At 70.1% G+C, this 22,200-nt stretch carries 22 protein-coding genes and 1 tRNA gene; 12 read left to right on the top strand and 11 right to left on the bottom strand.

Going from position 1 to position 22,200, the window contains the following annotated elements:
* Nucleotides 1-453 precede the first annotated feature (453 nt).
* Nucleotides 454-536: transfer RNA gene (locus AB0C35_RS11750), tRNA-Leu, on the bottom strand.
* Between the two features lie 127 nt (nt 537-663).
* Here AB0C35_RS11750 and AB0C35_RS11745 point away from each other — a divergent pair.
* Genes AB0C35_RS11745 through pknB form a run of 7 tightly spaced genes read left to right on the top strand, consistent with a single transcriptional unit; the run spans nt 664 to nt 9,827 of the window.
* Complete coding sequence (locus AB0C35_RS11745; RefSeq protein ID WP_021596783.1) at nt 664-1,419, top strand: DUF3662 and FHA domain-containing protein; 756 nt, start codon at nt 664-666, stop codon at nt 1,417-1,419.
* Between the two features lie 11 nt (nt 1,420-1,430).
* Entirely contained in the window at nt 1,431-1,928 is a 498-nt protein-coding gene (locus tag AB0C35_RS11740; RefSeq protein ID WP_358453464.1) for an FHA domain-containing protein, read from the top strand.
* Nucleotides 1,925-3,493: a Stp1/IreP family PP2C-type Ser/Thr phosphatase gene (locus tag AB0C35_RS11735; protein WP_358453463.1), complete on the top strand. Its 1,569-nt coding sequence runs from the start codon at nt 1,925-1,927 to the stop codon at nt 3,491-3,493. Before AB0C35_RS11740 ends, AB0C35_RS11735 begins: the two co-directional genes overlap by 4 nt.
* The gene (locus AB0C35_RS11730; RefSeq protein ID WP_358453461.1) at nt 3,494-5,080 is read left to right on the top strand and encodes an FtsW/RodA/SpoVE family cell cycle protein; all 1,587 of its coding nucleotides are present in this window, start codon (nt 3,494-3,496) and stop codon (nt 5,078-5,080) included.
* A 10-nt stretch (nt 5,081-5,090) separates the two neighbouring features.
* Entirely contained in the window at nt 5,091-6,572 is a 1,482-nt protein-coding gene (locus AB0C35_RS11725; protein WP_358453460.1) for a penicillin-binding transpeptidase domain-containing protein, read from the top strand.
* Nucleotides 6,569-7,987 carry a protein kinase gene (locus AB0C35_RS11720; RefSeq protein WP_358453458.1) on the top strand — a complete coding sequence of 473 codons (1,419 nt, stop codon included), beginning with the start codon at nt 6,569-6,571 and terminating at the stop codon, nt 7,985-7,987. Before AB0C35_RS11725 ends, AB0C35_RS11720 begins: the two co-directional genes overlap by 4 nt.
* A gap of 22 nt (nt 7,988-8,009) precedes the next feature.
* Entirely contained in the window at nt 8,010-9,827 is a 1,818-nt protein-coding gene (pknB, locus tag AB0C35_RS11715) for a Stk1 family PASTA domain-containing Ser/Thr kinase (protein WP_358453456.1), read from the top strand.
* 228 nt (nt 9,828-10,055) lie between these two features.
* Here the strand turns inward: pknB and AB0C35_RS11710 are convergent, their stop codons facing one another.
* From AB0C35_RS11710 to AB0C35_RS11695, 4 genes are read right to left on the bottom strand one after another with little or no spacing between them, the layout of a single operon-like run.
* On the bottom strand, nt 10,056-10,634 hold the full coding sequence (locus tag AB0C35_RS11710) for an aminodeoxychorismate/anthranilate synthase component II (protein WP_358453453.1): 579 nt from the start codon (nt 10,632-10,634) through the stop codon (nt 10,056-10,058).
* Nucleotides 10,635-10,637: 3 nt separating this feature from the next.
* Complete coding sequence (locus tag AB0C35_RS11705; RefSeq protein WP_358453450.1) at nt 10,638-10,826, bottom strand: hypothetical protein; 189 nt, start codon at nt 10,824-10,826, stop codon at nt 10,638-10,640.
* 9 nt (nt 10,827-10,835) lie between these two features.
* The gene (locus tag AB0C35_RS11700) at nt 10,836-11,474 is read right to left on the bottom strand and encodes a class E sortase (protein WP_358453447.1); all 639 of its coding nucleotides are present in this window, start codon (nt 11,472-11,474) and stop codon (nt 10,836-10,838) included.
* A 29-nt stretch (nt 11,475-11,503) separates the two neighbouring features.
* A complete protein-coding gene (locus AB0C35_RS11695) occupies nt 11,504-12,241 on the bottom strand; it encodes a DUF881 domain-containing protein (RefSeq protein WP_358453445.1) in 738 nt (245 codons plus the stop codon).
* Between the two features lie 81 nt (nt 12,242-12,322).
* Here AB0C35_RS11695 and AB0C35_RS11690 point away from each other — a divergent pair, with 81 nt between their 5' ends.
* Complete coding sequence (locus tag AB0C35_RS11690) at nt 12,323-12,580, top strand: cell division protein CrgA (protein WP_358453442.1); 258 nt, start codon at nt 12,323-12,325, stop codon at nt 12,578-12,580.
* Between the two features lie 131 nt (nt 12,581-12,711).
* Here AB0C35_RS11690 and AB0C35_RS11685 read toward each other — a convergent pair whose 3' ends face one another.
* A complete protein-coding gene (locus AB0C35_RS11685; RefSeq protein ID WP_358453439.1) occupies nt 12,712-13,611 on the bottom strand; it encodes a rhomboid family intramembrane serine protease in 900 nt (299 codons plus the stop codon).
* A gap of 75 nt (nt 13,612-13,686) precedes the next feature.
* Nucleotides 13,687-14,211, bottom strand: coding sequence for a peptidylprolyl isomerase (locus AB0C35_RS11680; protein ID WP_358453437.1), 525 nt, complete (start codon nt 14,209-14,211; stop codon nt 13,687-13,689).
* A gap of 171 nt (nt 14,212-14,382) precedes the next feature.
* Here AB0C35_RS11680 and AB0C35_RS11675 point away from each other — a divergent pair, with 171 nt between their 5' ends.
* Nucleotides 14,383-14,856, top strand: coding sequence for a hypothetical protein (locus AB0C35_RS11675; protein ID WP_358453434.1), 474 nt, complete (start codon nt 14,383-14,385; stop codon nt 14,854-14,856).
* A 148-nt stretch (nt 14,857-15,004) separates the two neighbouring features.
* Nucleotides 15,005-15,814, top strand: a complete 810-nt coding sequence (locus tag AB0C35_RS11670) for an acyltransferase (protein WP_358453431.1) — start codon at nt 15,005-15,007, stop codon at nt 15,812-15,814.
* Here AB0C35_RS11670 and AB0C35_RS11665 read toward each other — a convergent pair.
* From AB0C35_RS11665 to AB0C35_RS11655, 3 genes are all read right to left on the bottom strand, one after another.
* Nucleotides 15,811-16,269, bottom strand: a complete 459-nt coding sequence (locus tag AB0C35_RS11665) for a hypothetical protein (RefSeq protein ID WP_358453428.1) — start codon at nt 16,267-16,269, stop codon at nt 15,811-15,813. The genes AB0C35_RS11670 and AB0C35_RS11665 overlap by 4 nt on opposite strands.
* Before the next feature lie 137 nt (nt 16,270-16,406).
* Entirely contained in the window at nt 16,407-17,849 is a 1,443-nt protein-coding gene (locus tag AB0C35_RS11660) for a DEAD/DEAH box helicase (protein WP_358453427.1), read from the bottom strand.
* Nucleotides 17,850-18,059: 210 nt separating this feature from the next.
* Complete coding sequence (locus AB0C35_RS11655) at nt 18,060-18,521, bottom strand: rhodanese-like domain-containing protein (protein ID WP_358453424.1); 462 nt, start codon at nt 18,519-18,521, stop codon at nt 18,060-18,062.
* A 104-nt stretch (nt 18,522-18,625) separates the two neighbouring features.
* On the opposite strand from AB0C35_RS11655, the gene AB0C35_RS11650 reads away from it, so the two are divergent.
* Complete coding sequence (locus AB0C35_RS11650; protein WP_358453423.1) at nt 18,626-19,621, top strand: helix-turn-helix domain-containing protein; 996 nt, start codon at nt 18,626-18,628, stop codon at nt 19,619-19,621.
* Here AB0C35_RS11650 and AB0C35_RS11645 read toward each other — a convergent pair.
* On the bottom strand, nt 19,600-20,124 hold the full coding sequence (locus AB0C35_RS11645) for a hypothetical protein (RefSeq protein WP_358453420.1): 525 nt from the start codon (nt 20,122-20,124) through the stop codon (nt 19,600-19,602). The genes AB0C35_RS11650 and AB0C35_RS11645 overlap by 22 nt on opposite strands.
* 685 nt (nt 20,125-20,809) lie before the next feature.
* Here AB0C35_RS11645 and AB0C35_RS11640 point away from each other — a divergent pair.
* Nucleotides 20,810-22,192, top strand: a complete 1,383-nt coding sequence (locus AB0C35_RS11640; protein WP_358453417.1) for an iron-containing redox enzyme family protein — start codon at nt 20,810-20,812, stop codon at nt 22,190-22,192.
* Nucleotides 22,193-22,200: the final 8 nt, after the last annotated feature.

The following is a 22,200-nucleotide window of genomic DNA, read 5'->3' as shown; positions in this document are numbered from 1 at the left end:
ACCCACTGGTCAGGGCGCCCGCGAGCGGGGAGAGTAGGAACATGCCTCCGACCCCCGGGTCACCCCGCGGACGGCAATCCAGCCGCCCCGCCACACCCCCACGCCCGAACACCCACACGGACGTCAGCAAAGGGGACCCGGCGGACCAAGGCCCCCAGAATGCGACAAGGAGCCAAAGCCCCACGCAGAGGACAAGGGGCCGAAGCCCCAAGCAGGGGGCAAGGGGCCAAAGCCCCAATCGGGGGGCAAGGGGGCGCAGCCCCCAAGAGCGGGCGCAGTCCGCGATCGAGCAGCAAGTGGCAGCGACCGGCACGCAAGCACAGACGCCAGCCACAAGGGGGCGTGGGGGCGGAGCCCCCACCCGGGGGTTCCAGGGGGTCGCCCCCCTGGGCCAACACGAAGAAGGAGTGGCAGCCTGCGCTTTCCGCAGGCACACCACTCCGCACTCGTTCGTGGGCGAGGAGGGATTTGAACCCTCACATCCTTTCGGACACACGGACCTGAACCGTGCGCGTCTGCCGTTCCGCCACCCGCCCCGGGTGTGCACCCGTTTCCGGGTGCCTGAAAAGGCTAGCACGGTACGAGCAGTGGTTAGGTATCCAGATACTTCGAGCGAACCTTCGCACCGATACGATCGTCTACCAGTGGGGAAGGGAGGTGCCCGTGGGTGTCATTCAGCGCTTCGAGCGACGGCTCGAGGGCATGGTCGAAGGGGCCTTCGCCCGTGCCTTCAAGTCTGAGCTGCAGCCGGTCGAGGTGGCCAGTGCTGTGCAGCGCGAGATGGACGATCGGGCGGCGATCGTGGCACAGGGCCGCACGCTGGTTCCGAACGACTTCGTCGTGGAGATCTCTCAGCAGGACGGGCAGCGGCTGCAGGTGTACGCCGACAGCCTGAGCCAGGAGCTGGCGAATCTCGCGCGGGAGTACGCGAAGGAGCAGGGGTACTCCTTCGTGGGGCCGGTGCGTGTGCGGTTCGAGAACGCGGGCGATCTCGCCACGGGCATGTTCCGCATCAGGTCGGGGGTGATCAGGGGTTCCACCGTGGAGGGCGGGGAGATCCGCCAGCCGGTGAGCGATGTTCCGCAGGGTGGGCGCGGGGGCGTCTTCGGGGGGCATCCGAGGCTTCTGGTGACCACGGCCGTGGAGGGTTCAGACACGACTCAGCGCACCTATGAGATCAACACACCTGTGACTCTGCTGGGTCGCGGCACCGACTGCGACCTGCGTCTCGTCGATCCGGGCGTATCCAGGCACCATGCCGAGATACGCGTAGAAGGTCCCGAAATCGCTCTCGTGGATCTAGGGTCGACCAATGGCTCGTTCGTGAACGGGCAGCCGATCCGGCGGGTCACGCTCGTCGACGGCTCCCGCGTCACGATGGGCCGGACCACCCTTGTGTTCCGCCGCGATAGGGAGTAACCCCGACTCCGATGTCCCCATTCACCCTCACGCTGATCAAGCTGGCGTTCCTCGCGGTGCTGTGGCTGTTCGTCATCGCGGCCGTCGGCGTGATCAGGGCCGACCTGTTCGGCTCGAAGGCCGCGTCGAAGGCGGCCACGCGCGCGTCCCAGCCCCGGCCGCCCCGTGCGGCGAGGCCGCCCAAGCCGCCGCGCCAGCAGCGCAGCGCCCAGCATGGCGCCCCGACGAAGCTGGTGGTCGTCCAGGGCGAACGGGCCGGCACCGTCATAGACCTCACGGGGGTGCCCATCACCATCGGTCGGGCGAATGACTCCACGCTCATCGTGACCGACGACTACGCTTCGAGCCGGCATGCCCGACTTTATGCGCAGGACGGTCAGTGGATCGTGGAAGATCTCGGCTCGACCAATGGGACATATCTCGGACGCACGAAGGTGAGCCGGCCGATGCCGGTGCCGCCGGGCGTACCGGTCCGTATCGGCAAGACCGTGATCGAGCTGCGCAAATGACTCTGGGAATCCGCTACGCGGCGCGCTCCGACGTAGGAATGCTGCGCGAGGGCAATGAGGACTCGGCGTACGCGGGCTCGCACCTGCTCGCGGTGGCCGACGGGATGGGCGGCCACGTCGGCGGCGAGATCGCCAGCGCGGCGGCGATCGAGGCGCTGCGGGCGCTCGACAAGGACCTGCCCGCGACGGAGCTGCTGGCCGCGCTGGAGCACACGGTCAAGGCCGCGAACGACAACCTGCACCGCATCGTGGAGTCGGACCCCGCCCTCCAGGGCATGGGGACGACGCTGACGGCGATGCTGTGGGCGGGCAACCAGGTCGCGCTGGTGCACATCGGGGACTCCCGCGCGTACCTGCTGCGGGACGGCAGCCTGTTCCAGATCACGCACGACCACACGCTGGTGCAGTCGCTGGTCGACGAGGGCCGGATCAGCCCGGACGAGGCGGCGTCGCATCCGCAGCGTTCGCTGCTGCTGCGGGCGCTGGACGGCCGCGGCGAGGTCGATCCGGACCTGTCGCTGCGGGAGGCGCAGGCCGGCGACCGGTACCTGCTGTGCTCGGACGGCCTGTCGGGCGTCGTCACGGCGGAGACGATCTTCCAGGTGCTGACCGACGTGGACGACCCGGAGCAGGCCGTCCGGCAGCTGATCGATCTGGCGAACCGCGGCGGCGGCCCCGACAACATCACGTGCGTGGTGGCCGACGTGGTCGACCTGGACCGGCAGCCGCCGACGGGCGGCCCGGGCCACGCGGTGGGCGCGGCGGCGAACGCGGCGCCGCCGGAGCCGCCGGGCGGTGGGCCCGGCGCGAACACGACGGCGACGGACACGCCGGCGAGCCGCGCGGCGCAGCTGCGGGACACGAGGCCGCAGCCGCCTGTCGCGGTGGACGAGATGCCGCCGCCTCCGGCCCCGGCGCCGATGGGCGGGCCGCCCGCGCCGGGCGCGATGCAGGCGGCGCCCATGGAGCGGCCCCGGCGCGGCGGCGCCCGCCGGTGGACGTGGCTGGTGGTCGTCGCCGGGGTGGTCGTCGTGGGTGTCGTGGCGGGCGGGTTCGTGCTGGTGCAGAACGTCCGCAACGGCTACTACATAGGCGAGCAGAACGGCAGGGTGGTCCTGTTCCGGGGGACGACGCAGGAGGTGCCGGGCCTCAGCCTGTCCCGCAAGGACGAGAACCAGCCGAACCCGCCGATCATGGTAGCCGACCTGCCCCAGGACCTTCAGCGACAGGTGCTGAACACCTACACGGTCGACGCTCCGAAGGAGGCGTGGAAGAGGCTGGAGACCGCCGTCTGCAAGTACTCGCTCGTCGCGGACGCCGGCAAGGTCGCGATCGTGAAGGGCAAGGGTCAGAACAACTGCCAGCAGGCCAAGGTGAAGACCAGCAACGTCCCGGTGGGCGAGCTTCCCGGGACGGACGCCACGGCGGTCGACAAGGGCGCCATGGCGTTCATCGGGCAGGCGGCCGCGGAGCAGAAGCTGCAGGAGCTGACCGCCCGCCGGGACCAGTGCAAGACGCCTGACTCCGGCATTCCAGACTGTCCCTCCAACGGGGGGAAATCGTAGATGCATTCGATCGGGGAGCAGATCAGGGCACGGCTGCCGTACCAGCGTCGCAACGCGGCCTCGCTGGCGCTGCTGGTCTTCGCGATGGTGCTGACGCTGTCGGCGTTCGCGGAGGTCGGGCTCGCCCGTGACGGGAGCATCCCCGCCGGGCTGTTCGTGTACGGCGGTGGCCTGGTCGTGCTGGCGCTCATCGCCTACTTCGTCCAGGCGAAGTTCACCCCGTACGCCGACCCGCTGCTGCTGCCGCTGGCGGTGGCGCTGAACGGCGTCGGGCTGGCCATGATCTACCGGCTGGACCTGGACACCAGCGCCGACCGCAAGGCCGCCGCGGCCGCGGGCAAGAAGCTGCTGGAGGACGCCGCCGACGCGCCCAGCCAGCTCATGTGGACGTTCGTCGGCATCGGGCTGTTCGTCGCCGCCGTGCTGATCATGCGGGACACCGACAAGACCGACGCCCCGCTGTCGTTCACGCCGAAGACCGCGCAGCGCTACACGTACCTGATCGGCCTCACCGCGGTCATCCTGCTGCTGCTCCCGATCGTCCCCGGCCTCGGCCAGCAGATCAACGGCGCGCGCGTGTGGATCAGCGTCGGCCCGTTCTCGGTGCAGCCGGGCGAATTCGCCAAGCTGCTCCTGGTCGTGTTCTTCGCCGGCTACCTGGTGAACAAGCGGCAGGCGATGTCGCTGATCGGCAAGAAGGTCGGGCCGTTCAGCCTGCCCCGGGGCCGCGACCTGGGCCCGATCATGGTGATCTGGTTCTTCTGCCTGGGCGTGCTGTTCCTGCAGAAGGACCTCGGCACCGCGCTGCTGTTCTTCGGCCTGTTCATCTCGATGCTCTACATCGCGACCCAGCGCGTCTCCTGGGTCGTGATCGGTGTCGGGCTGCTCGCGTTCGGCGTGTTCATCGCGACGCTGCTGCCGTTCATGGGTCACGTGAACCAGCGCATCGACATCTGGCTGAACCCGAAGCCGTACTTCGACGGCGGCTGCCTGATGGAGAGCGGCAAGGTCATCCCCGTCAACCCCAACACCGAGATCTACCAGAAGTACGACACCGAGGGCACCATCTCGCCCGGCTTCACCGCCTGCGCCGAACTCGGCGGCGAGTACTCCGACAGCGCGCAGCTGATGAAGGGGCTGTTCGCGCTCGGCGAGGGCGGCATTCTCGGCACCGGGCTCGGGCAGGGCGAGCCGTGGCGGACGCCCCTGTCGTTCAGCGACTTCATCTTCGACTCGTTCGGCGAGGAGCTCGGGCTGACCGGGCTGATGGTGCTGCTGCTGATCTACGCGTTGATCGTGCAACGCGGGATGAAGACCGCCGTGGCGGCGCGCGACCCGTTCCTGAAGCTGTTCGCGGGCGGTGTCTCGTTCGTCCTGGCCCTCCAGGTCTTCGTGATCGTCGGAGGCGTCACCCGGCTCATCCCGCTGACCGGCCTGACGACGCCGTTCCTGTCCCAGGGCGGCTCGTCGCTGATGGCCAACTGGATCCTGATCGCCATTCTGGTGCGGATGAGCCATGACGCGCGCAAACCGGCCCCGCAGGCGATCCAGGACGAGGGCATGACCCAGATCGTGAGCACGAGGTGAGTTTCGCCCCATGAACATGGACAAGCCGATTCGCAGGGTGGCGATCTTCGCGCTGCTGCTGTTCTTCGGGCTGATGGCGCAGGTCAACTATGTTCAGGGAAGCCAGGCGGAGGACCTGCGCACCGACGCCAACAACAGCCGGCAGTTCGCGGACGTGTTCAACTCGCCGCGGGGGCAGATCTCCGCGGGCGGCGAGGTGCTGGTGACGTCGGAGCCGACCGGCAAGGACAACCCCAAGTACGGCCGGTCCTACAAGGACGGCCCGGTCTTCGCGCCGGTCACGGGGTACTTCAACGGCGGCGCCACGCAGGTCGAGCGGGCCTATAACTCGCTGCTGGGCGGCAAGGACAAGCGCATCACGCAGCAGCGCTGGTTCGACACGTTCATCGGCAAGCCGGCCGACGGCGCGAACGTCGAGCTGACGATCGACCCGGAGGCGCAGCGCACCGCGTACCAGCAGCTGAAGGCGAAGACGGCGCCGGGGCGCCGCGGCGGTGCGGTGGTGATGGACGTGAAGACGGGCGCGCTGAAGGTGGCGGCGTCGTGGCCGTCGTTCGACCCGAACGAGGTGGCGCCGCAGACGGGTGAGAAGGGCGCGAAGAAGCTGGAGCAGCTGAACGAGGGCAACGGCGTCGTCAAGCCGCTGGTCGACAACGCGCTGAGCCAGACGTTCCCGCCCGGTTCGTCGTACAAGACGGTGACGTCGGCGATCGCGATGCAGAAGCTCGGCATCGACATCTCGACCACGATCCAGACGGGTCAGCTCATCCTGCCGGAGTCGGGCCGGCCGCTGCCGAACTCCCACGACAGCGGCAGCTGCGCGGGCACGGCCCCGCTGCGGGGCGCGTTCGCCGAGTCCTGCAACACCTCGTTCGCGAAGATGGCGCTCGACATGGGCATCCGGCAGCTCAGCGAAGGCTCCTCGAAGTTCGGCTTCAACGAGCGCATCCAGCTGGAGCCGGACATGTACGCGGCCGAGAGCGACGTCCCGGTGTCGTACACGGGTCCGGACGGCAAGACGATCCCGACCGGCCAGGACGGCACCGCCCGGTCCGGCATCGGGCAGGAGAACGTCCGGGCCACCCCGCTGCAGATGGCGCTGGTCGCGGCCGCCGTCGCCAACGATGGCAAGATCATGAGCCCGTATGTGGTGCAGAAGGTCCGGGCGAAGGACCAGAGTGAGCTCTACAACGCCTCGCCGGAGGAGTTCAAGCAGCCCATCACCGGAGACCAGGCCGAGCAGCTGGCGGAGATGATGCGTGCAGTGATCAGCGAGGGCACCGCGAAGAGCCTGCAGGGTCTGCGGATCGCCGGTAAGACCGGTACCGCCGAGCAGGGTCCCGGCAACCCGAACGCCCGCTGGTTCGTCGGGTTCAGCCCGGTCGAGGACCCGCGCTACGCGTTCGCGGTGATGACCGAGGGCCCGGGCTCGGGCGGCGGCGACGCCGGCCCCGTCGCCGGGGCCATCATGGCTAAGGTCTTGCAGAAGTGAGCAGGGGCCTCGTCCTCAACGACCGGTACCGGCTGCTGGAGCGGCTGGCCATCGGCGGGATGGGCGAGGTCTGGCGCGCGTCCGACGACACCCTCGGGCGGCAGGTGGCGGTGAAGCTGCTGCGGCTGGAGTTCGGGTCGGACATGTCGGCGCGGGGCCGGTTCGAGTCGGAGGCGCGGTTCGCGGCGGAACTCGGGCATCCCGGCATCGCGCGGGCCTACGACTACGGCGAGCAGGACGGCCGGACGTTCCTGGTGATGGAGCTGGTGCCGGGCGAGCCGCTGGACGAGATCCTCGCGCGCGACGGCGGGCTGCCGCTGGAGGCCGTCCTGGACCTGATGGTGCAGGCGGGGCGGGCGCTGACGGTCGCGCACCGGGCCGGGATCGTGCACCGCGACGTCAAGCCGGCGAACCTGATGGTGTCGCCGGACGGCACCCTGAAGATCACCGACTTCGGGATCGCGCGGCGGCTGGCGGCGGCGTCGCAGACCCAGACCGGAATGGTCATGGGGACGGCGCACTACATCTCGCCGGAGCAGGCGCAGGGCCTTGAGCTGTCCCCGGCCGCCGACCTGTACTCGCTGGGCGCGGTGGCGTACGAGTGCCTGACGGGGGCGCCGCCGTTCGACGGTTCCACCCCGGTGGAGGTGGCACTGAAGCATGTCCGGGACGCGCCGCCCGAACTGCCGTCGCGGTTCCCGAGGGCGGCCCGTGCGCTGGTCATGGAGATGCTGGCGAAGGACCCGGCGGACCGTCCGGCGGACGCGGAGGCGGTCGCCGCGCGTGCGCTGAGGATCCGCGCGGCCCTCAGCACGGGGCGTCTTCCGCGCACGGACGCCGGGGCCGCGACGCCCGGCCGGGCGCCCCGTCCGAAGATCGTTACCCAATCGACTACTTTGTCGGGATTTGACGCAGACCCGGGGGCAGATAGCCTCGCCACTGGGTCAGTGCGCGGGCAACGGCGCACGACACTGACGTACACGTCGGTCGCGGCCGTTCTGCTGGTCTGCGCCATCGTGATCGGGTCCCTGTGGAAAGGGTTCGCGTTCACGGGATCCGGCGACGAGCGGGACCCGCCCGGCTCCCCGGCGACCCGGCCGGTCGGGGACGACATCGTCGACGAACCGGTCGTCCACCCGGGCGCCCCCACCGACCCGACCAGGAACCAGAAGCGCAGCACCCCGAGGCCGACTGTTACTCAGCGGTACCCGACGCATAGGATCCGTCCGTCAACGCCGGACGACCGCAAAGCGTCCCCTTCACGTAAGCCATCAAGCAAACCGCCCCGGGCGACTCCCACCGCCCCAGAGCCGACACCCACGCTGACGGAGAGCCCCACCACGACTCCGTCAACTCCGAGCCCGGATCCCTCGCCGGAACAGAGCGGGGAGCTAGGTTCGGAGGACAAGGTGTAGACGTACGAGGGAAAGTGCACATATGAGTCAACCTCGGCTGCTCGGCGGCCGCTACGAGCTCGAAACGGTGATCGGGCGCGGCGGCATGGCCGAGGTCTACCGTGCCCGAGACCTGCGCCTCGACCGCATCGTCGCGGTCAAGACGCTGCGGTCCGACCTGGCCCGCGACCCCACGTTCCAGGCCCGGTTCCGGCGTGAGGCGCAGTCGGCCGCGTCGCTGAACCACCCCTCGGTCATCGCCGTGTACGACACCGGCGAGGACATGATCGGTGACACCTCCATCCCGTACATCGTCATGGAGTACGTGGACGGGAGCACGCTGCGCGACCTGCTGCGGGAGAACCGCGCGCTGCTCCCCGACAAGGCTCTAGAGATAACGGACGGGATCCTGCGCGCACTGGACTACAGCCACCGCGGCGGAATCGTGCACCGCGACATCAAACCGGCCAACGTGATGCTGACCCGGCAGCACGAGGTCAAGGTCATGGACTTCGGCATCGCCCGTGCCATGGCCGACTCCGCCGCCACCATGACGCAGACCGCGCAGGTGATAGGCACCGCGCAGTACCTGTCGCCGGAGCAGGCGCGCGGCGAGCGGGTCGACGCCCGCAGCGACATCTACTCGACGGGTTGCGTCCTCTACGAACTGCTCACCGGCAAACCGCCGTTCACCGGCGACTCCCCGGTCGCGATCGCCTACCAGCACGTCCGGGAGGAGCCCGTCCCGCCGTCGCAGGTGGACCCGCAGATCCCGCAGTGGGCGGACGCGATCGTGCTGAAGGCGATGGCCAAGGAGGCCGACAACCGGTACCAGAACGCGAACGAGTTCCGGCAAGAGATCCAGCGCGTCCTGCAGGGGCAGCCGGTCGCGTCGACCGCCGCGTCCACGATGATGATGGGTTCGCAGGCGCAGGGCACCCAGGTCATGGGCGGGTACCCGGGCGGCGCTCCGCCGCGCACGCAGATGCAGCGGCCGGTCGACAACGGCTACGGCCTGCCGCCGGCCCGCTACGACGATGACGACTATCCCGAACGCGGCGGCGCCGGCAAGAAGGCCGCGCTGTGGCTGGGCCTCGCCGTGCTGTTCATCGGCGGCGCGGCCCTCATCGGCTTCCTGATGAGCGGCAACGACGGCACCGACCAGGTCGCCATCCCCCAGAGCATCGTCAACGTCTCCCAGAGCGACGCGACGGCCCAGCTCACCAAGCTCGGTTTCAAGGTCGGCGAGCCGAAGACCGAGTACAGCGACGAGATCCGGAAGGGTTTCGTCATCAGCTCCGACCCGAGGCCCGGCGCCAACGCGGCCAAGGGCGCCACGGTGTCGCTGGTGGTCTCCCAGGGCAAGAAGCCGCCCACGGAGGTCGAGGTCCCCGACGTGACCGGTAAGCCGTACAGCACGGCCAAGAACATCCTGGAGCAGCGCGGGTTCGAGGTCGAGAAGCGCGTGGAGAACAGCGAGAGCGTCCCGCGGCTCAGCGTCATCAGCACCGACCCGCCCGGCGGGTCGAAGGCGCCGAAGAACGCGACGGTCACCGTGGTCATCTCCAACGGCCCGAGCAACCTCAAGGTGCCGGACCTGTTCAACAACAGCCAGCGGGCCGCCTGCGGCAAGCTGCAGGACCTCGGGCTGAAGTGCAAGGTGGAGAAGGGCATCGCGCCTCCCGACCGGCCGGTCTCGCCCGGCCTGGTCTTCAACCAGACGCCCGGCCCGGACGCGACGGTCGCACCCGGCGACACCGTGACGATCTTCATCGCGGAGGAGCCGCCCCCCACGCCGACGCAGCCCACCGACACCCCGACGCCCGGCATCCCGGGGTTCCCCGGCGGCGGTGACGGCTGATCCGACGTGTTGAAGGGCCCCGGCCCGCCTCTGCCCGAGGCGGACCGGGGCCCTTCGCCGCTGCGGGCCGCATTCGCTGCGGGCCGCATTCGGGCATGCAAGAGGGCTTCCGCCACTCGGGGGCAATGGCGGAAGCCCTCATCATGGTCTTCGTCCAGACGCCGTAGGACGTTACGGATTTCAACCGAAATTTTCTGGTGGCGCGGCTGCCGCGGTGCAGAGGCCGAGTCACCGTGGGGCGGTGAGGGTGGTCAGCCAGGTTCTCAACAGTTGGTGGCCGCCTGTGGAGAGGATCGATTCGGGGTGGAACTGGATGCCCTCGATGGGGAGGGTCCGGTGCCGGAGGCCCATGATCACGCCGTCGGGGGTGCGGGCGGTCACGTGCAAGGGCGTGCGGACGGTGTCGGGCTGGACGGCCAGCGAGTGGTAGCGCGTTGCCGGGAACGGGTTCGGAAGGCCGTGGAAGACGCCTGCGGCATCGTGGGTGATCTCGCTGGTGAAGCCGTGGACGATCTCCGGGGCGCGGGAGACCTTCGCGCCGTGCACGTGGGCGATCACCTGGTGGCCCAGGCAGACCCCGAGAAGGGGCCTCGCGTGGAGTTCGGCGTCCCGGACGAGGTCTAGGCAGACGCCCGCGTCGGCGGGGTGGCCGGGGCCCGGGCTCAGCAGGACGCCGTCGGCCGCGGCGGCATCGCGGAGGGTGACGTCGAGACGGTCCTTGACCGTGCAGTCCGCGCCCAGTTCCCGCAGGTACTGGACGATGTTGTAAACGAAGCTGTCGTGGTTGTCCACGACGAGGACGCGCATCGGTCAACCGGGAAGCGAAGTGCCGGTCGGGGCGGGGCCCTCAACGACGCCCTGGTCGAACTGGACCATGGGCTCCACCCACGGGAACACGACGTACCAGAAGACGGCGATCACGGCGATGATCAGGCCGAGCGCCGCGGCGGTCTTGGTCGGCCACGCGCCCGGCAGTCGGCGCCAGATCCAGGCGTACACGGGGACCTCCTAGGTTCCGGCGGCGGACGACCGTACCCGGGGGACGGACGACGCCAGCTCGCCGAAGATGATCATTCGTTTGGCGGCGGAGTACTTGGGGTGGCAGGTGGTGAGGGTGATCAGGCGCTCGGTCGGCTTGCGCCTGGGGTGGCCGGGGACGGGCGCGGTCACCTCCACCGCGGCGGGGTTCACGATCTCACGGTCGGTGACCTTGTAGACGTACTGCCGGTCCCGGGTGTCGATGAGGATCTCGTCGCCGCGTTCGAGTTCGCCGAGCCGGTTGAAGGGGGCCGAGTAGGTCGTCCGGTGCCCGGAGATCACGAAGTTGCCGACCTGGCCCGGCAGCGCGGTGCCGGGGTAGTGGCCTGGGCCTTTGCGCAGGTCCTCGCGGTCGACGCCCTCGATCACGACGAAACCGTAGTCCTCGCCGAACTCGGGGATGCGGATCCTCGCGAGGCCCTTGCCGAGCTTCACCCTCTCCGTGGTGACCTTGGGCGCCTGCCATTTGCCCGTCATCTCCTCGCTGAGGCGGTCCTGCTGGCCCTGGGTGTAGCGGCCGGTGCCCCACAGCGAGTAGGTGACGAAGAGCATGAGGATCAGCCCGGCGGTGATGCACAGCTCGCCCATGCCACGGATCAGGATCCGCACCGATGCGTCCTCCTCGGGGTTCGGGCCGGCTAGTCCGGCACCGTAGCGTGCTTCATCGTCACGTTGCCGGTGAAGGGTGGCAGCGTGGCGCGTCCAACGGTCCGCACCGAGTAGCCGAGCCCGTACGCCCGCACGTACTTGCGGTAGAGCGCGATCTCGGGGGACGCGCCGAGCGCCGCGCGGAGCCGCTCCGGGTCGCCGACGGCGGTGATCCGGAACGGCGGGGAGTACACGACGCCCTGCAGGATCAGCGTATTGCCCACGCAGCGGACGGCGCTGGTCGAGATCACCCGCTGGTCCATGATCTGCATCGCGCGGGCGCCGCCGGCCCACAGCGCGTTCACGACGGCCTGTACGTCGCTCTCGTGGACGACGAGGTCGTCGGGTCGGACGCCGCGCGGCAGCTCACCGGATTTCGGCAGCGGCGCGTCGTCCAGGGAGACGCGGACGGCGGTGCCGCTGAGCGGGGTGAACCCGGCGCGGGCCGCCAGGCGGTCGGCTTCCGCCCGGGCCCGTTTCACGCGGGCGTCGTGACGTCCGGCCTCCCGCGAGATACGGTCGATCTCGTGGCGGAGCCGCCGGTACTCGGCGCGCTCCTGACGGCTGCGGCGCTGTTCCCCGGCGATGAGCTCGGTGATCTCGGTACGGCCCTGCTCGCGCAGGCTCGTGCCGCGGGCCGTGCTCGCGCTCGCCGCGAACAGGGTTCCCGCAAGGAGCGTGAGAACTGGGATGATGCTTCCCCACGCTGGACGCCGTACGCTGCTCACCAGCGACTACGCTAACCGACAAAACACCCATGCGCGGTCCGGCGCTCCGGCCGCCGGAACGCCCGAGGAGATCGACTCACCGTGGCCAAGTCGAAAACCCGCAAGAAGGCCGTCTACACGCCCCCGCAGAAGTCCAAGGCTCCCGAGGTCAGCCCGCGCTGGCTGGTGCCGACGATGGTCGGGCTGTGGCTCGTCGGCCTGATCTGGATCGCCGTCTTCTACGTGACGGCCAGCACCGGCACCGACGTGCCGTTCATGTCCGACCTGCATAACTGGAACCTGGGCATCGGGTTCACGGCGATCATTCTCGGTGTGATCCTGTCCACCCGGTGGCGCTGACCGCACGTTATCCACAGGACGGGGCCGGCCGGCCCCGGTTATCCCCAGGTTTTCCACAGGTGCGGCGGTTTTCCCAGGTGCCGCCGTGACGCGGACGCCGCATGCCATGAGCGGCGTCCGCGTGTTCACGGCTACCCCACCGCCGGGGTCAGCTCGGCCGTCCTGACGATCACCAGCGCGGCGAGCAGGGCGAACGTGACCAGCGGCGCCGCGATGTGCAGCAGCCGCCGCTGCGCCGCCGGCGCGTACACGTAGGCGGCGGCCAGCGCCGCGCCCACGACGAGCCCGCCGACGTGCCCCTGCCAGGAGATGTTCGGCACCGAGAACGTGATCACCAGGTTGATCACCAGCAGCACCACGATCGGCCCGACCGGCCCGCCCAGCTTCCGGCCGATGACGAAGAACGCGCCGAACAGGCCGAAGATCGCGCCGGACGCGCCGACCGCCGAGGACGCCGGGTCGCCGACCAGGTACAGCAGCACCGAGCCGCCGAGCCCCGACAGCATGTACAGGGCCAGGAACCGCCACCGGCCGAGCACCTGCTCCAGCGCGGGGCCGACCGCCCACAGCGCCCACATGTTGAACAGGATGTGGGTGATGCCGAACGTCCCGCCGCGCTGGTGCAGGAACATCGTGGTGAAAAGCCGGTACCACTCGCCCTCGGCAACCCCGCCGAGCTCGCCGTCGGGCAGCACGCCGCGTCCGAGCATCATGAACTCCCACACGACGCGCCAAGACGCCAGCTCGGCGAGGTACATCGCCACGCACGCGCCGATGAGCGTGTACGAGACGACCGGCACCGCGGACGCGGAGCCCCGCGCGCCGATGGGCGTCCGGTGGACCGCCTTGCGGACGCCCCGGTTGCCCTCCGCGACGCACTCGACGCACTGGTGTCCCACCGCCGCGTCCCGCATGCACTCCGGGCAGATGTAGCGGTCGCACCGGGTGCAGCGCACGTACGTCTCCCGGCCCGGGTGCCGGTAGCAGGTCGGCACCGAGGTCTCGGGGGCGGGGCTGTGGTCTGTGCTCATCTGGGGCTCCGTGGGCCGGTGCGGGTCGCACCCGTCGCGGGTCTCACCCGGTTTCAGGTCTCACCGTTGGAACGACTAACGGCGCTCGATCGTCACCGACTGGATGACGACGTCCTCCTGCGGACGGTCGTTGCGGCCCGTCGGGACCTTCCCGATCCGGTCGACGACGTCGGTGCCCTCGATGACCTTGCCGAAGATGGTGTGCCGGCCGGTCAGGTGCTGGGTGTTGGCGACACTGAGCGTGATGAAGAACTGCGAGCCGTTGGTCCCGGGCCCGGCGTTGGCCATCGCCAGCAGGTAGGGCCGGTTGAACTTCAGGTCCGGGTGGAACTCGTCCTTGAACTCGTAGCCCGGCCCGCCGGTGCCGGTGCCCAGCGGGTCACCGCCCTGGAGCATGAACTGGTCGATGACGCGGTGGAAGACGGTGCCGTTGTAGAGCGGCTCGTTGGACTTCTGGCCGGTGCGCGGGTCGTGCCAGGTCCGGTTGCCCTCCGCCAGGTCGACGAAGTTCGCCACCGTCTCGGGCGCCTGCTCCGGGTACAGCTGGATCACGATCTTGCCGAGCGACGTGTTGAGCGTCGCGAAGATCTCGTTGGCCACGCTGGCCTCCTCCTCGTGGAGTTGGTCTGGACGTCTGGAAGCGGGTCTCTCGCCATGCCCGAAAATCGTCACCCTGTGTGGTCGGACGGTTGCGCATACAGGGTTTACCCCCCTGTCTCTGGGAAGGCTGCATGACAGGACCTCGCAAACAGGGAGGTTAGCGTGTCCCTAATGATCAGTATCCGCCGGAAGCCGCAGGAGGAAGTTCTCACGCGGTTCGGCCGCGTCCAGGAGGCCGCCCGCCAGGGCGCCGAGATGTGCCGCCAGAGTGCCTCCTCCGCGGCGGAGCGGATCAGGCCCGCCGCGGGTGAGCGCGTCATGATCGTCCGTGGCTGGAGCGCACCGAGGCTCCGGCGTGCGGCCCGGTATGTGGAGACCGGGCTCGCCCCGCGGGTGAGCACGTTCCTGAGCGATGCCGCCCACCGGGTGGAACCGCCGAAATCGTCCAAGCCCGGGCGTGGCGCCCTCATGACGATGATGGGGGTGGTCGCCGCCGTCGGCGTGGCCGGTGTGGTGGCGACACGGCGCGGCGTCGTCCGAGATCTGACCAAGGGTTCCGGTGAGCACGCGGAGGACGCCACTTCGGCCGACTCCATGACGGTCACCGGCGCCGATGTCGACGGTCAGGTGCACACTCCGCACTAGCGTGCACACGGGGGCCCGGCCGCGGAACGGCCGGGCCCCCGGTCATGCGCGGCGTGCGCCCGGTCACGCGCGGCGTGCGCCGATTCACGTTCGGTTCATCGCGTTTCTCTCTCCCCCGCAGTTGCTACCACCCGGTACGGTGAACGCCATGTCGCCGAAACGCTCGATCCGGCAGCTGCTGGCGGCCCGGGTCGGAGACCGGGCGCGCCGGGGCGTGCACACGGCCGTCCACCACGCCTGGGACTGGATCCAGCGGCACGGCGAGATCACCCCGCGGACACCGGGCCGCCGCAAGTTCGCCTACCTGGGCGAGGGCGCGTGCATCGGCTTCCCGGTCGGCTCCATCTACGGCGAGCCGTGGATCGCCATCGGCGACCACACGCTCGTCGGCACGCACGTCACGATCTCGGCGGGCTTCGTCCCCGGCCTCGACCTCGGCCCGGACGTCATCGTCCGCATCGGTGCGAGCTGCTCCCTCGGACGCGGCACCCACATCGTCGGCCACCAGTCCATCGACATCGGCGACGACGTCTTCACCGGCCCCAACGTCTACATCACCGACCAGAACCACGCCTACGGCGACCTGCACACCCCCATCGGGCGGCAGTGGCCGGAGAACAACCCCGTCGTCATCGGTGACGGCTGCTGGATCGGGACGGGCGCGATCATCCTTCCGGGCACCCGGCTCGGCCGCAACGTCGCCGTCGCTGGCGGCGCCGTCGTCCGCGGCGAGTTCCCCGACCACGCCGTCATCGGCGGCGTCCCCGCCAAGGTCCTCCGCAGCCACGACAAGGAGAACGGCTGGCAGCCGCCGCTGCGCACCGAGCCCCTCATGTCCCTGGACGAGCTGGCCGCGCTCTCCGTGGACGGCCTCGAAGGCCTCCAGATCCTCCAGGACAGGCTGCGCGAACAGTCCGCCGCCCGCGAGGACGACGTCCTCCGCGAAGAGGCCGGCTAGCCGGACAGCAGCGCCAGGACGACCACGGTCAGCACCACCGCGACGGGGACCAGCGTGTAGATGAGCGTCAGCGTCGTCCTGCCCGGCCGTTCGGCGGGCGCGTAGCCGAGCGCACCGCGGTTGTAGATCGTGCGCGGGGCCGTGTAGTAGAGCAGCACGGGCCGTCCCGCCCGCGTGTCCACGGTGAGTTCCGCCCGCCCGGACTTCATTCCGTAGTACGAGCACCAGACCGTCACCGGCCACACGCCCGGCGGCAGCGGCACGGGGTTGTCACCGACCCGCAGCCGCATCCGGGAGTCGCCGATCTGCGCCACGACGGGCAGCGTCATCGAGTTCGGCCCGTGCCGCCCCGCCATCGAGGCCGACTCGACGCGGATCACGACCGGCGCCTGAGCTCCGCCGGCCGCTCCCCAGGTGCCCTGCCCGTACGCCACCCTCGCCCCCCGTCCGCGCATGATCGCTTTCCTCTCCGACGCCGAACCTCCCGCCCCGGTTCAACCGGAACGGAGATCACCCGAGGGGCGGCGGCTCGCGGGGGCGCGAAAGGGCGAAGCCCCGCCCTGGCGTTCGGGCGGGGCTTCGGAGGGACGTGTCAGTTGTAGCGGGCGGGGCGGCGGTCGCCGCCCTCGCGGTAGGAGCCGCCCCGGCGGCTCGGGTGCGCGCCGCCGCCGGTGCGGGGGCCGCCGCCGCGCCGCTCGCCGCCGGAGTAGGAGCTGCGGTGCTCGCCGCCCTCGCGGGGGCGGCCGCCGCCGCCGAAGCCGCGGCCGCCGCGGCGTCCGCCCTGGCGGCCCCGGCCGCCGCCCGCGCGCTGCGGGCGCTCGGGGATGATCGGGCCCTCGATCGGGATGCCGGACGGCGGGCGGGCGCCGGTCAGCTTGACCAGCTCCGCGTCGCCGGTGGTGACCCGGGTGCGGGGCGCGTTGATGCCGGCGCGGCGCGTCATCGCGGACGTGGCGCGCACCTGGTGCGGCAGGACGAGCGTGACGACGGTGCCGCTCTCGCCGGCCCGGGCCGTGCGGCCCGCGCGGTGCATGTAGTCCTTGCTGTCCGCGGGCGGGTCGACGTGCATGACGAGGGACACGTCGTCGACGTGGATGCCGCGGGCGGCGACGTCGGTGGCGACCAGCACGCTGATCGAGCCCTCGCGGAACTCGGCGAGCGTGCGGGTGCGCAGCCCCTGGCTCTTGCCGCCGTGCAGGCCCGCCGCGCGGACGCCGACCTGGACGAGCTGCTTGGCGAGCCGGTCGACGCCGTGCTTGGTGCGGGCGAACAGGATCGTCCGGCCCTCGCGGTTGGCGATCTCGGCGGTGACGGCGGCCTTCTCCTTCGGCGCGACGAGGAGGAGGTGGTGCTCCATCGTGCTGACGGACTCGTCGACCGGGCCGATGGCGTGCCGCACCGGGTCGTTCAGGTAGCGCTTGACCAGGACGTCGACGTCCTTGTCGAGGGTGGCGGAGAACAGCAGGCGCTGCCCGCCGGGCTTGGCGGCGTCGAGGATGTCGGTGACGTCGGGCAGGAAGCCCATGTCGGCCATGTGGTCGGCCTCGTCCAGCACCAGGATCTCGATGTCGGACAGGTCGCAGGCGCCCTGCCGCATCAGGTCCTTGAGGCGGCCGGGGGTGGCGACCAGGATCTCGACGCCGCGGCGCAGCGCGTCGATCTGCTTGAACATGGAGGTCTGGCCGATAACGGTCTTGAAGTGCAGCCCGAGGCCGCGGCCGAGCGGCTCCAGGTTGGTCTGCACCTGCTGGGCCAGCTCGCGGGTCGGCACCAGGATCAGCGCCAGGGGACGCTTAGGGGCGGCCTTGCGGCCGGAGAGCCGGGCCAGGAGCGGCAGGCCGAACGCCAGGGTCTTGCCGGAGCCGGTCTTGCCTCGGCCGAGGACGTCGCGTCCCGCCATCACGTCGGGGATCGCGGCGACCTGGATGGGGAACGGCGAGTCGATTCCCTGACGGGTCAGGGAGTTCACCAGCGACGACGGGAGGCCGAGCTCGGTGAAGGTGGGAACCTGCTCCTCGTCCGCGGTGGCGGGCATGGACGGGTTCTGTGCAGCGGCAGCTGAGGTCACGCATTACCTTCCGAGAGGGGGGCACGTCTCGGGAGGCACCACGGTGTGAGTGGGCTGCAAGGACGAGCCTGACGCCATGGGGCGTCGAAGAATGATTCCTAGAGTCTAACGTCGCCGTGGTGGCTTCTTATGCCCCGTCCCGGTTGGAACATTCCGCGTCATTGGTTTCGCAGGGTGTCAACAGTCACAGGAGACGGTGGTCACAGGGGAGGTGAGCGGGTCGGGGGAGCGCCGGGCGACCGTCCCCGCGGCGGTCTCGACAGGGAGTCCTTCGCGGGCCCAGTATTCGAATCCGCCGATCATCTCCTTCACCGGAAAACCGAGCTCGGCGAACAGCAATGCGGCCTTCGTCGCACCATTGCAGCCGGGGCCCCAGCAGTGGACGACCACGGTCGCGTCCCGGGGGATCAGCGTCGCGGCACGTCCGGCGATCTCCGCGGTGGGGAGGTGGAGTGCGCCCGGAATGTGGCCTTGGTCCCAGCTTTCGGTGCTGCGCGTGTCGACGACGACCATGCCCTCCGGTTCGCTGCGCCCAAGGATTCGTGCCGCCACGTCCGACACGTCGGTCTCGAACGACAGGCGGGCGGCGAAGTGCCGGACGGCTTCCTCGCTGGACGCGGCAGGGCGGGAGACGCTCATCTGTTGCTCCTTGACCAGGGGATTCTTGTGAACGCCTCAATGCTGCGGTGAGGGAGGCCCGCCCGGACAGTGGCGTGAACGCCGTCCTCCGTTAAGATTTCGCCATGTTGGTCGCTCCCCCGGCACGCCGGCACACGGTGTCGGTGCTCGCGTTCGACGGGATGGCGCCGTTCGAACTCGGCTCGGTCGTCGAGGTGTTCGGGCTGCCGCGTCCGGAACTGGACGTCCCCTGGTACGAGCTGCGGGTCTGCTCGCTGGAACGCGGCCCGATGCGCGCGGCCGGCGGCTTCACGATGACGGCCGAGCACGGCCTCGACGCGTTCGCGTCCGCGGACACGGTGATGGTCGTCGCCGTTCCCGACGTCCACGGCGACCCCGCGCCGGAGGTCATCGCGGCCCTGCGGGAGGCGCGTTCGCGCGGCGCCCGCGTCGTGTCGATCTGCTCGGGCGCGTTCGCGCTCGCCGCCGCCGGCCTCCTGGACGGACGTGCCGCCACCACGCACTGGCAGTACGCGGACCTGCTGCGGCGCCGCTTCCCGCGGGTCCGCGTGACACCGGACGTGCTGTACGTGGACGGCGACGACGTGCTCACCGGGGCCGGGAGCGCCGCCGGGCTCGACATGTGCCTGCATCTCGTCCGCAAGGATCACGGCGCCCGGGTCGCGAACGCGGTGGCCCGGCGGCTGGTCGTCCCGCCGCACCGGGAGGGCGGGCAGGCGCAGTTCGTGGAGGCCGCCGTGACCCGCCCGGCGGAGGACGACGCCATCGCGCGCTCGATGGCGTGGGCCCTCGCGCATCTCGCCGAGCCCATCACGGTCGCGCGGATGGCCGAAGAGGCGCGTCTCGCACCCCGCACGTTCATCCGGCATTTCCGCAGGCAGACGGGGACGAGCCCGCTCCGCTGGGTCGTCGCCCAGCGGGTCATGGCGGCGCTGCCGCTGCTGGAGGAGGGCGTCACACCGGTCGAGGAGGTCGGCGCGGCCGTCGGCTTCGAGAGCCCGGTGACGTTCCGGCACCATTTCGGCCGGGCGATGAAAACCTCGCCGTCCGCCTACCGGCGCACTTTCCGGGAGCCGGGCTATCCGACGTCGCCGTCCTGAGAGAGGCTGTCGAGGCCGGTCAGCAGGCGCGCCACTTCCAGTCCTGTGGTCAGGTAGTCGACGAACAGGTGATTGTTCAGCGCCCATTTCGATCTGCGGTACCGGACGACGAACACCGCGTCCTCGGCCGAGTACCCCATCCCGATGAGGCCCTGCGCGACGACGAGTCCCGACCGGTTGTAGCCGGAATGGCAGCGGACGAGCACCCGCCGTCCGTGCCGCACCGCGTCCACGGCCGTCTCCGCCAGCCGGCACACGGCCTCCAGTTGATCGGCGGTCAGAGGACCGTCGGGCAGGTCCGCATAGTGGTGCTCGACGTGGCCGGACGGGCCGTGGCCGTCCCTCCGGTGGAGGCTGACGACCACGTCGAACTGGTCGGTGACGATCGCGGGGACCCGCTCCCCGGACGCGTCCGCATAGTGGTGGCCGCCCATCCACAGCCCGGGGACGATCTCGTTCCAGGGCTGCTCGGCGTCCGGTGCTCCCCTGCCTCTGGTGCGCACCGGACTCTCTACCGCGCGCGGACCGGAGCCTGGCGCGTCCGGAGGAGTTCTGGATGCTCTGCCGACTCGGAGAGGATCATGCGCGTCGCGTCCGTGAGGTCCATGGCGGGAGTCTAGGCGCGCCGCGATGCCGGGGGTATGGGCCCGCCCGGACGGGGCTCGCGCCGGGTCCGGCCGTGGCGGGCGGCCGTGTGGGCCGAATACGGTCCATGAATCGGGGATATCCCCCGGTTAACGCCTGACAGGTGTCTCCACTGCACGTCAAGAGGGGTTCGCCGTCGGTCCGCGGTGGGTGCGCCCCTGACGCCGGCGTCGTCCGGGAGGCGGAACCCCAAGGTCAGCGCACCAGCCGGGATCGCGGACCGGGTCCGGACCCGGCGCGCGGGATAGGGAGAGTCCTAATTCGGCGGCGCCATGACCGCTATCGACGCACACAGGATCTGCCAGATCATCCGGTCAATAAAGTCAAGGTTGATCATTGATCGGACCACCGGCCTTTGTTAACGTGCCTCCCGCAGCGGGACCCCGGACTCTCACCACAAGTGATAGTTCAATCCCGCTGTGCAACGCCCGCCATACCCGCCTACGAACCCCGAAACCGTTCTCGCGTTCCTGTCGGTACCACCGGCCAGGCGCACACAACTACACCCGACCCATGAAGTAGTCAGGTGAACGGTACAATTAAATGACAATACAATCTGCCGACAAAGACGTTGGCGGCACCCTGGGAAAGCGGATCATCTCGTTCGCCCGGAGCCCGCTTTTCCAAGGTGACGCCCAGGTACTGCACGCTCCCAACCCCTACCGCCGGATGCTGGTCCCGGACGCGCTCTCCGCGGCCGACTTCGACCGGCCGCCGGATGCCAGCCAGTGGGCCGCGCACCGCTCCCTCGCAGCGCACCGGCTGCTCGGCACGTTCTACGAGGCCGACACGGTCCTGCTCCCCGAGCAGGGACTGGCCGGCCTGCACGGGGACTTCGACCTCTTCTACGGCTCCGAACTGCGCGAACTCCGGGAGTCGTCCGTCTCGGCCCTGGAACGTTTCGCCTTCGCCTGCCTCGACGACGCCGTGGACGTCAGCGGCGCCGCCACACCCGAAGTGCTGGACGCCTACTTCCAGCACGTGGTCGCCGAGGCCGAGAACGGTCCATCGCCCGCACTCGCGGCCATCGCCGGTGCCCGCGACCGGGAGAGCGCCGCCGACCTGTACCTGGTCCAGCTCGCGCTCGACGGCCTCACCGAGGCGTCCGCGATGTCGCGCAACCTCGCCGGCGCCTACGGACCCGAACAATCCGCCCTGTTCAAGATCTTCATTGACGAATTCGGGTACGGGGTCTACGACGCCAAGCACACCACCATCTTCGCCAAGATGCTGCGCAGCCGCGGCATGGCGACCCATGTGCACGCGTATTGGAACTTCTACCTCGCCGGACCGCTGGCCACGAACAACTACTATTACTACTTGTCCCGCGATCATGCGAAGTTCTTCCGGTACGCGGGTGCCGTGACCTATGCGGAGGCGGTATTCGCGCCCGCCTTCGTGGAGATGGTCAAGGTGTTCAGGGACATTTTCGGAGACGAAGTCGATCTGCATTACTGCGACGAGCACGCGCATATCGACGAGCACCACGGGCGCATCACCAGGGAGCAGGTGCTGCTGGCCCTGGCCGAAAGGCACGGCCCCCGCGTCGTCCCCGAGCTGATGCGCGGCGTCGCGGAGGCGCGGCTCATCGGCGGATGGTTCGAGGACGACACCGCGGCGCAGATCCGGTGGGCGGACGACCTTCCCCGCCACCGGGAACTCGCGGGAACGGTCCCGCTCGGGTCCACGCCGCCGCAGCGGGTCGTCCTGACGCCGGACAGCCCGTTCGGGACGCGCGGCCACGACGACGCCATGGTCCTGGAGGTCGAGCGCGGCGAGGCGGAGCTCATCACGACCCCGACCGGGCCGCCCGAGCGGCTGGCACGCGGTGACGTGGTGCTGATCCCGGCCGGCCGGCTCTACGGGGTGCGGCCCGCGGGCCCCGAGTGCGCCTACCTGCTCCATACCGCGGCCCCCGACGGCTGATCCATCAC

This window comes from Spirillospora sp. NPDC048819 (genome assembly GCF_040650055.1).
In the GTDB taxonomy this organism is placed as follows: domain Bacteria; phylum Actinomycetota; class Actinomycetes; order Streptosporangiales; family Streptosporangiaceae; genus Spirillospora.
Note: the sequence above shows the minus strand (reverse complement) of the source record. Positions and strands in the feature narration are given on the sequence as shown.

What these genes read in the sequence shown, in the direction of transcription:
- AB0C35_RS11740 (WP_358453464.1), top strand. Translation starts at nt 1,431, where the DNA reads ATGTCCCCATTCACCCTCACGCTGATCAAGCTGGCGTTCCTCGCGGTG.
- AB0C35_RS11735 (WP_358453463.1), top strand. Translation starts at nt 1,925, where the DNA reads ATGACTCTGGGAATCCGCTACGCGGCGCGCTCCGACGTAGGAATGCTG.
- AB0C35_RS11730 (WP_358453461.1), top strand. Translation starts at nt 3,494, where the DNA reads ATGCATTCGATCGGGGAGCAGATCAGGGCACGGCTGCCGTACCAGCGT.
- AB0C35_RS11725 (WP_358453460.1), top strand. Translation starts at nt 5,091, where the DNA reads ATGAACATGGACAAGCCGATTCGCAGGGTGGCGATCTTCGCGCTGCTG.
- pknB (WP_358453456.1), top strand. Translation starts at nt 8,010, where the DNA reads ATGAGTCAACCTCGGCTGCTCGGCGGCCGCTACGAGCTCGAAACGGTG.
- AB0C35_RS11710 (WP_358453453.1), bottom strand. Translation starts at nt 10,634, where the DNA reads ATGCGCGTCCTCGTCGTGGACAACCACGACAGCTTCGTTTACAACATC.
- AB0C35_RS11685 (WP_358453439.1), bottom strand. Translation starts at nt 13,611, where the DNA reads ATGAGCACAGACCACAGCCCCGCCCCCGAGACCTCGGTGCCGACCTGC.
- AB0C35_RS11675 (WP_358453434.1), top strand. Translation starts at nt 14,383, where the DNA reads ATGATCAGTATCCGCCGGAAGCCGCAGGAGGAAGTTCTCACGCGGTTC.
- AB0C35_RS11670 (WP_358453431.1), top strand. Translation starts at nt 15,005, where the DNA reads ATGTCGCCGAAACGCTCGATCCGGCAGCTGCTGGCGGCCCGGGTCGGA.
- AB0C35_RS11665 (WP_358453428.1), bottom strand. Translation starts at nt 16,269, where the DNA reads ATGCGCGGACGGGGGGCGAGGGTGGCGTACGGGCAGGGCACCTGGGGA.
- AB0C35_RS11660 (WP_358453427.1), bottom strand. Translation starts at nt 17,849, where the DNA reads ATGCCCGCCACCGCGGACGAGGAGCAGGTTCCCACCTTCACCGAGCTC.
- AB0C35_RS11655 (WP_358453424.1), bottom strand. Translation starts at nt 18,521, where the DNA reads ATGAGCGTCTCCCGCCCTGCCGCGTCCAGCGAGGAAGCCGTCCGGCAC.
- AB0C35_RS11650 (WP_358453423.1), top strand. Translation starts at nt 18,626, where the DNA reads ATGTTGGTCGCTCCCCCGGCACGCCGGCACACGGTGTCGGTGCTCGCG.
- AB0C35_RS11640 (WP_358453417.1), top strand. Translation starts at nt 20,810, where the DNA reads ATGACAATACAATCTGCCGACAAAGACGTTGGCGGCACCCTGGGAAAG.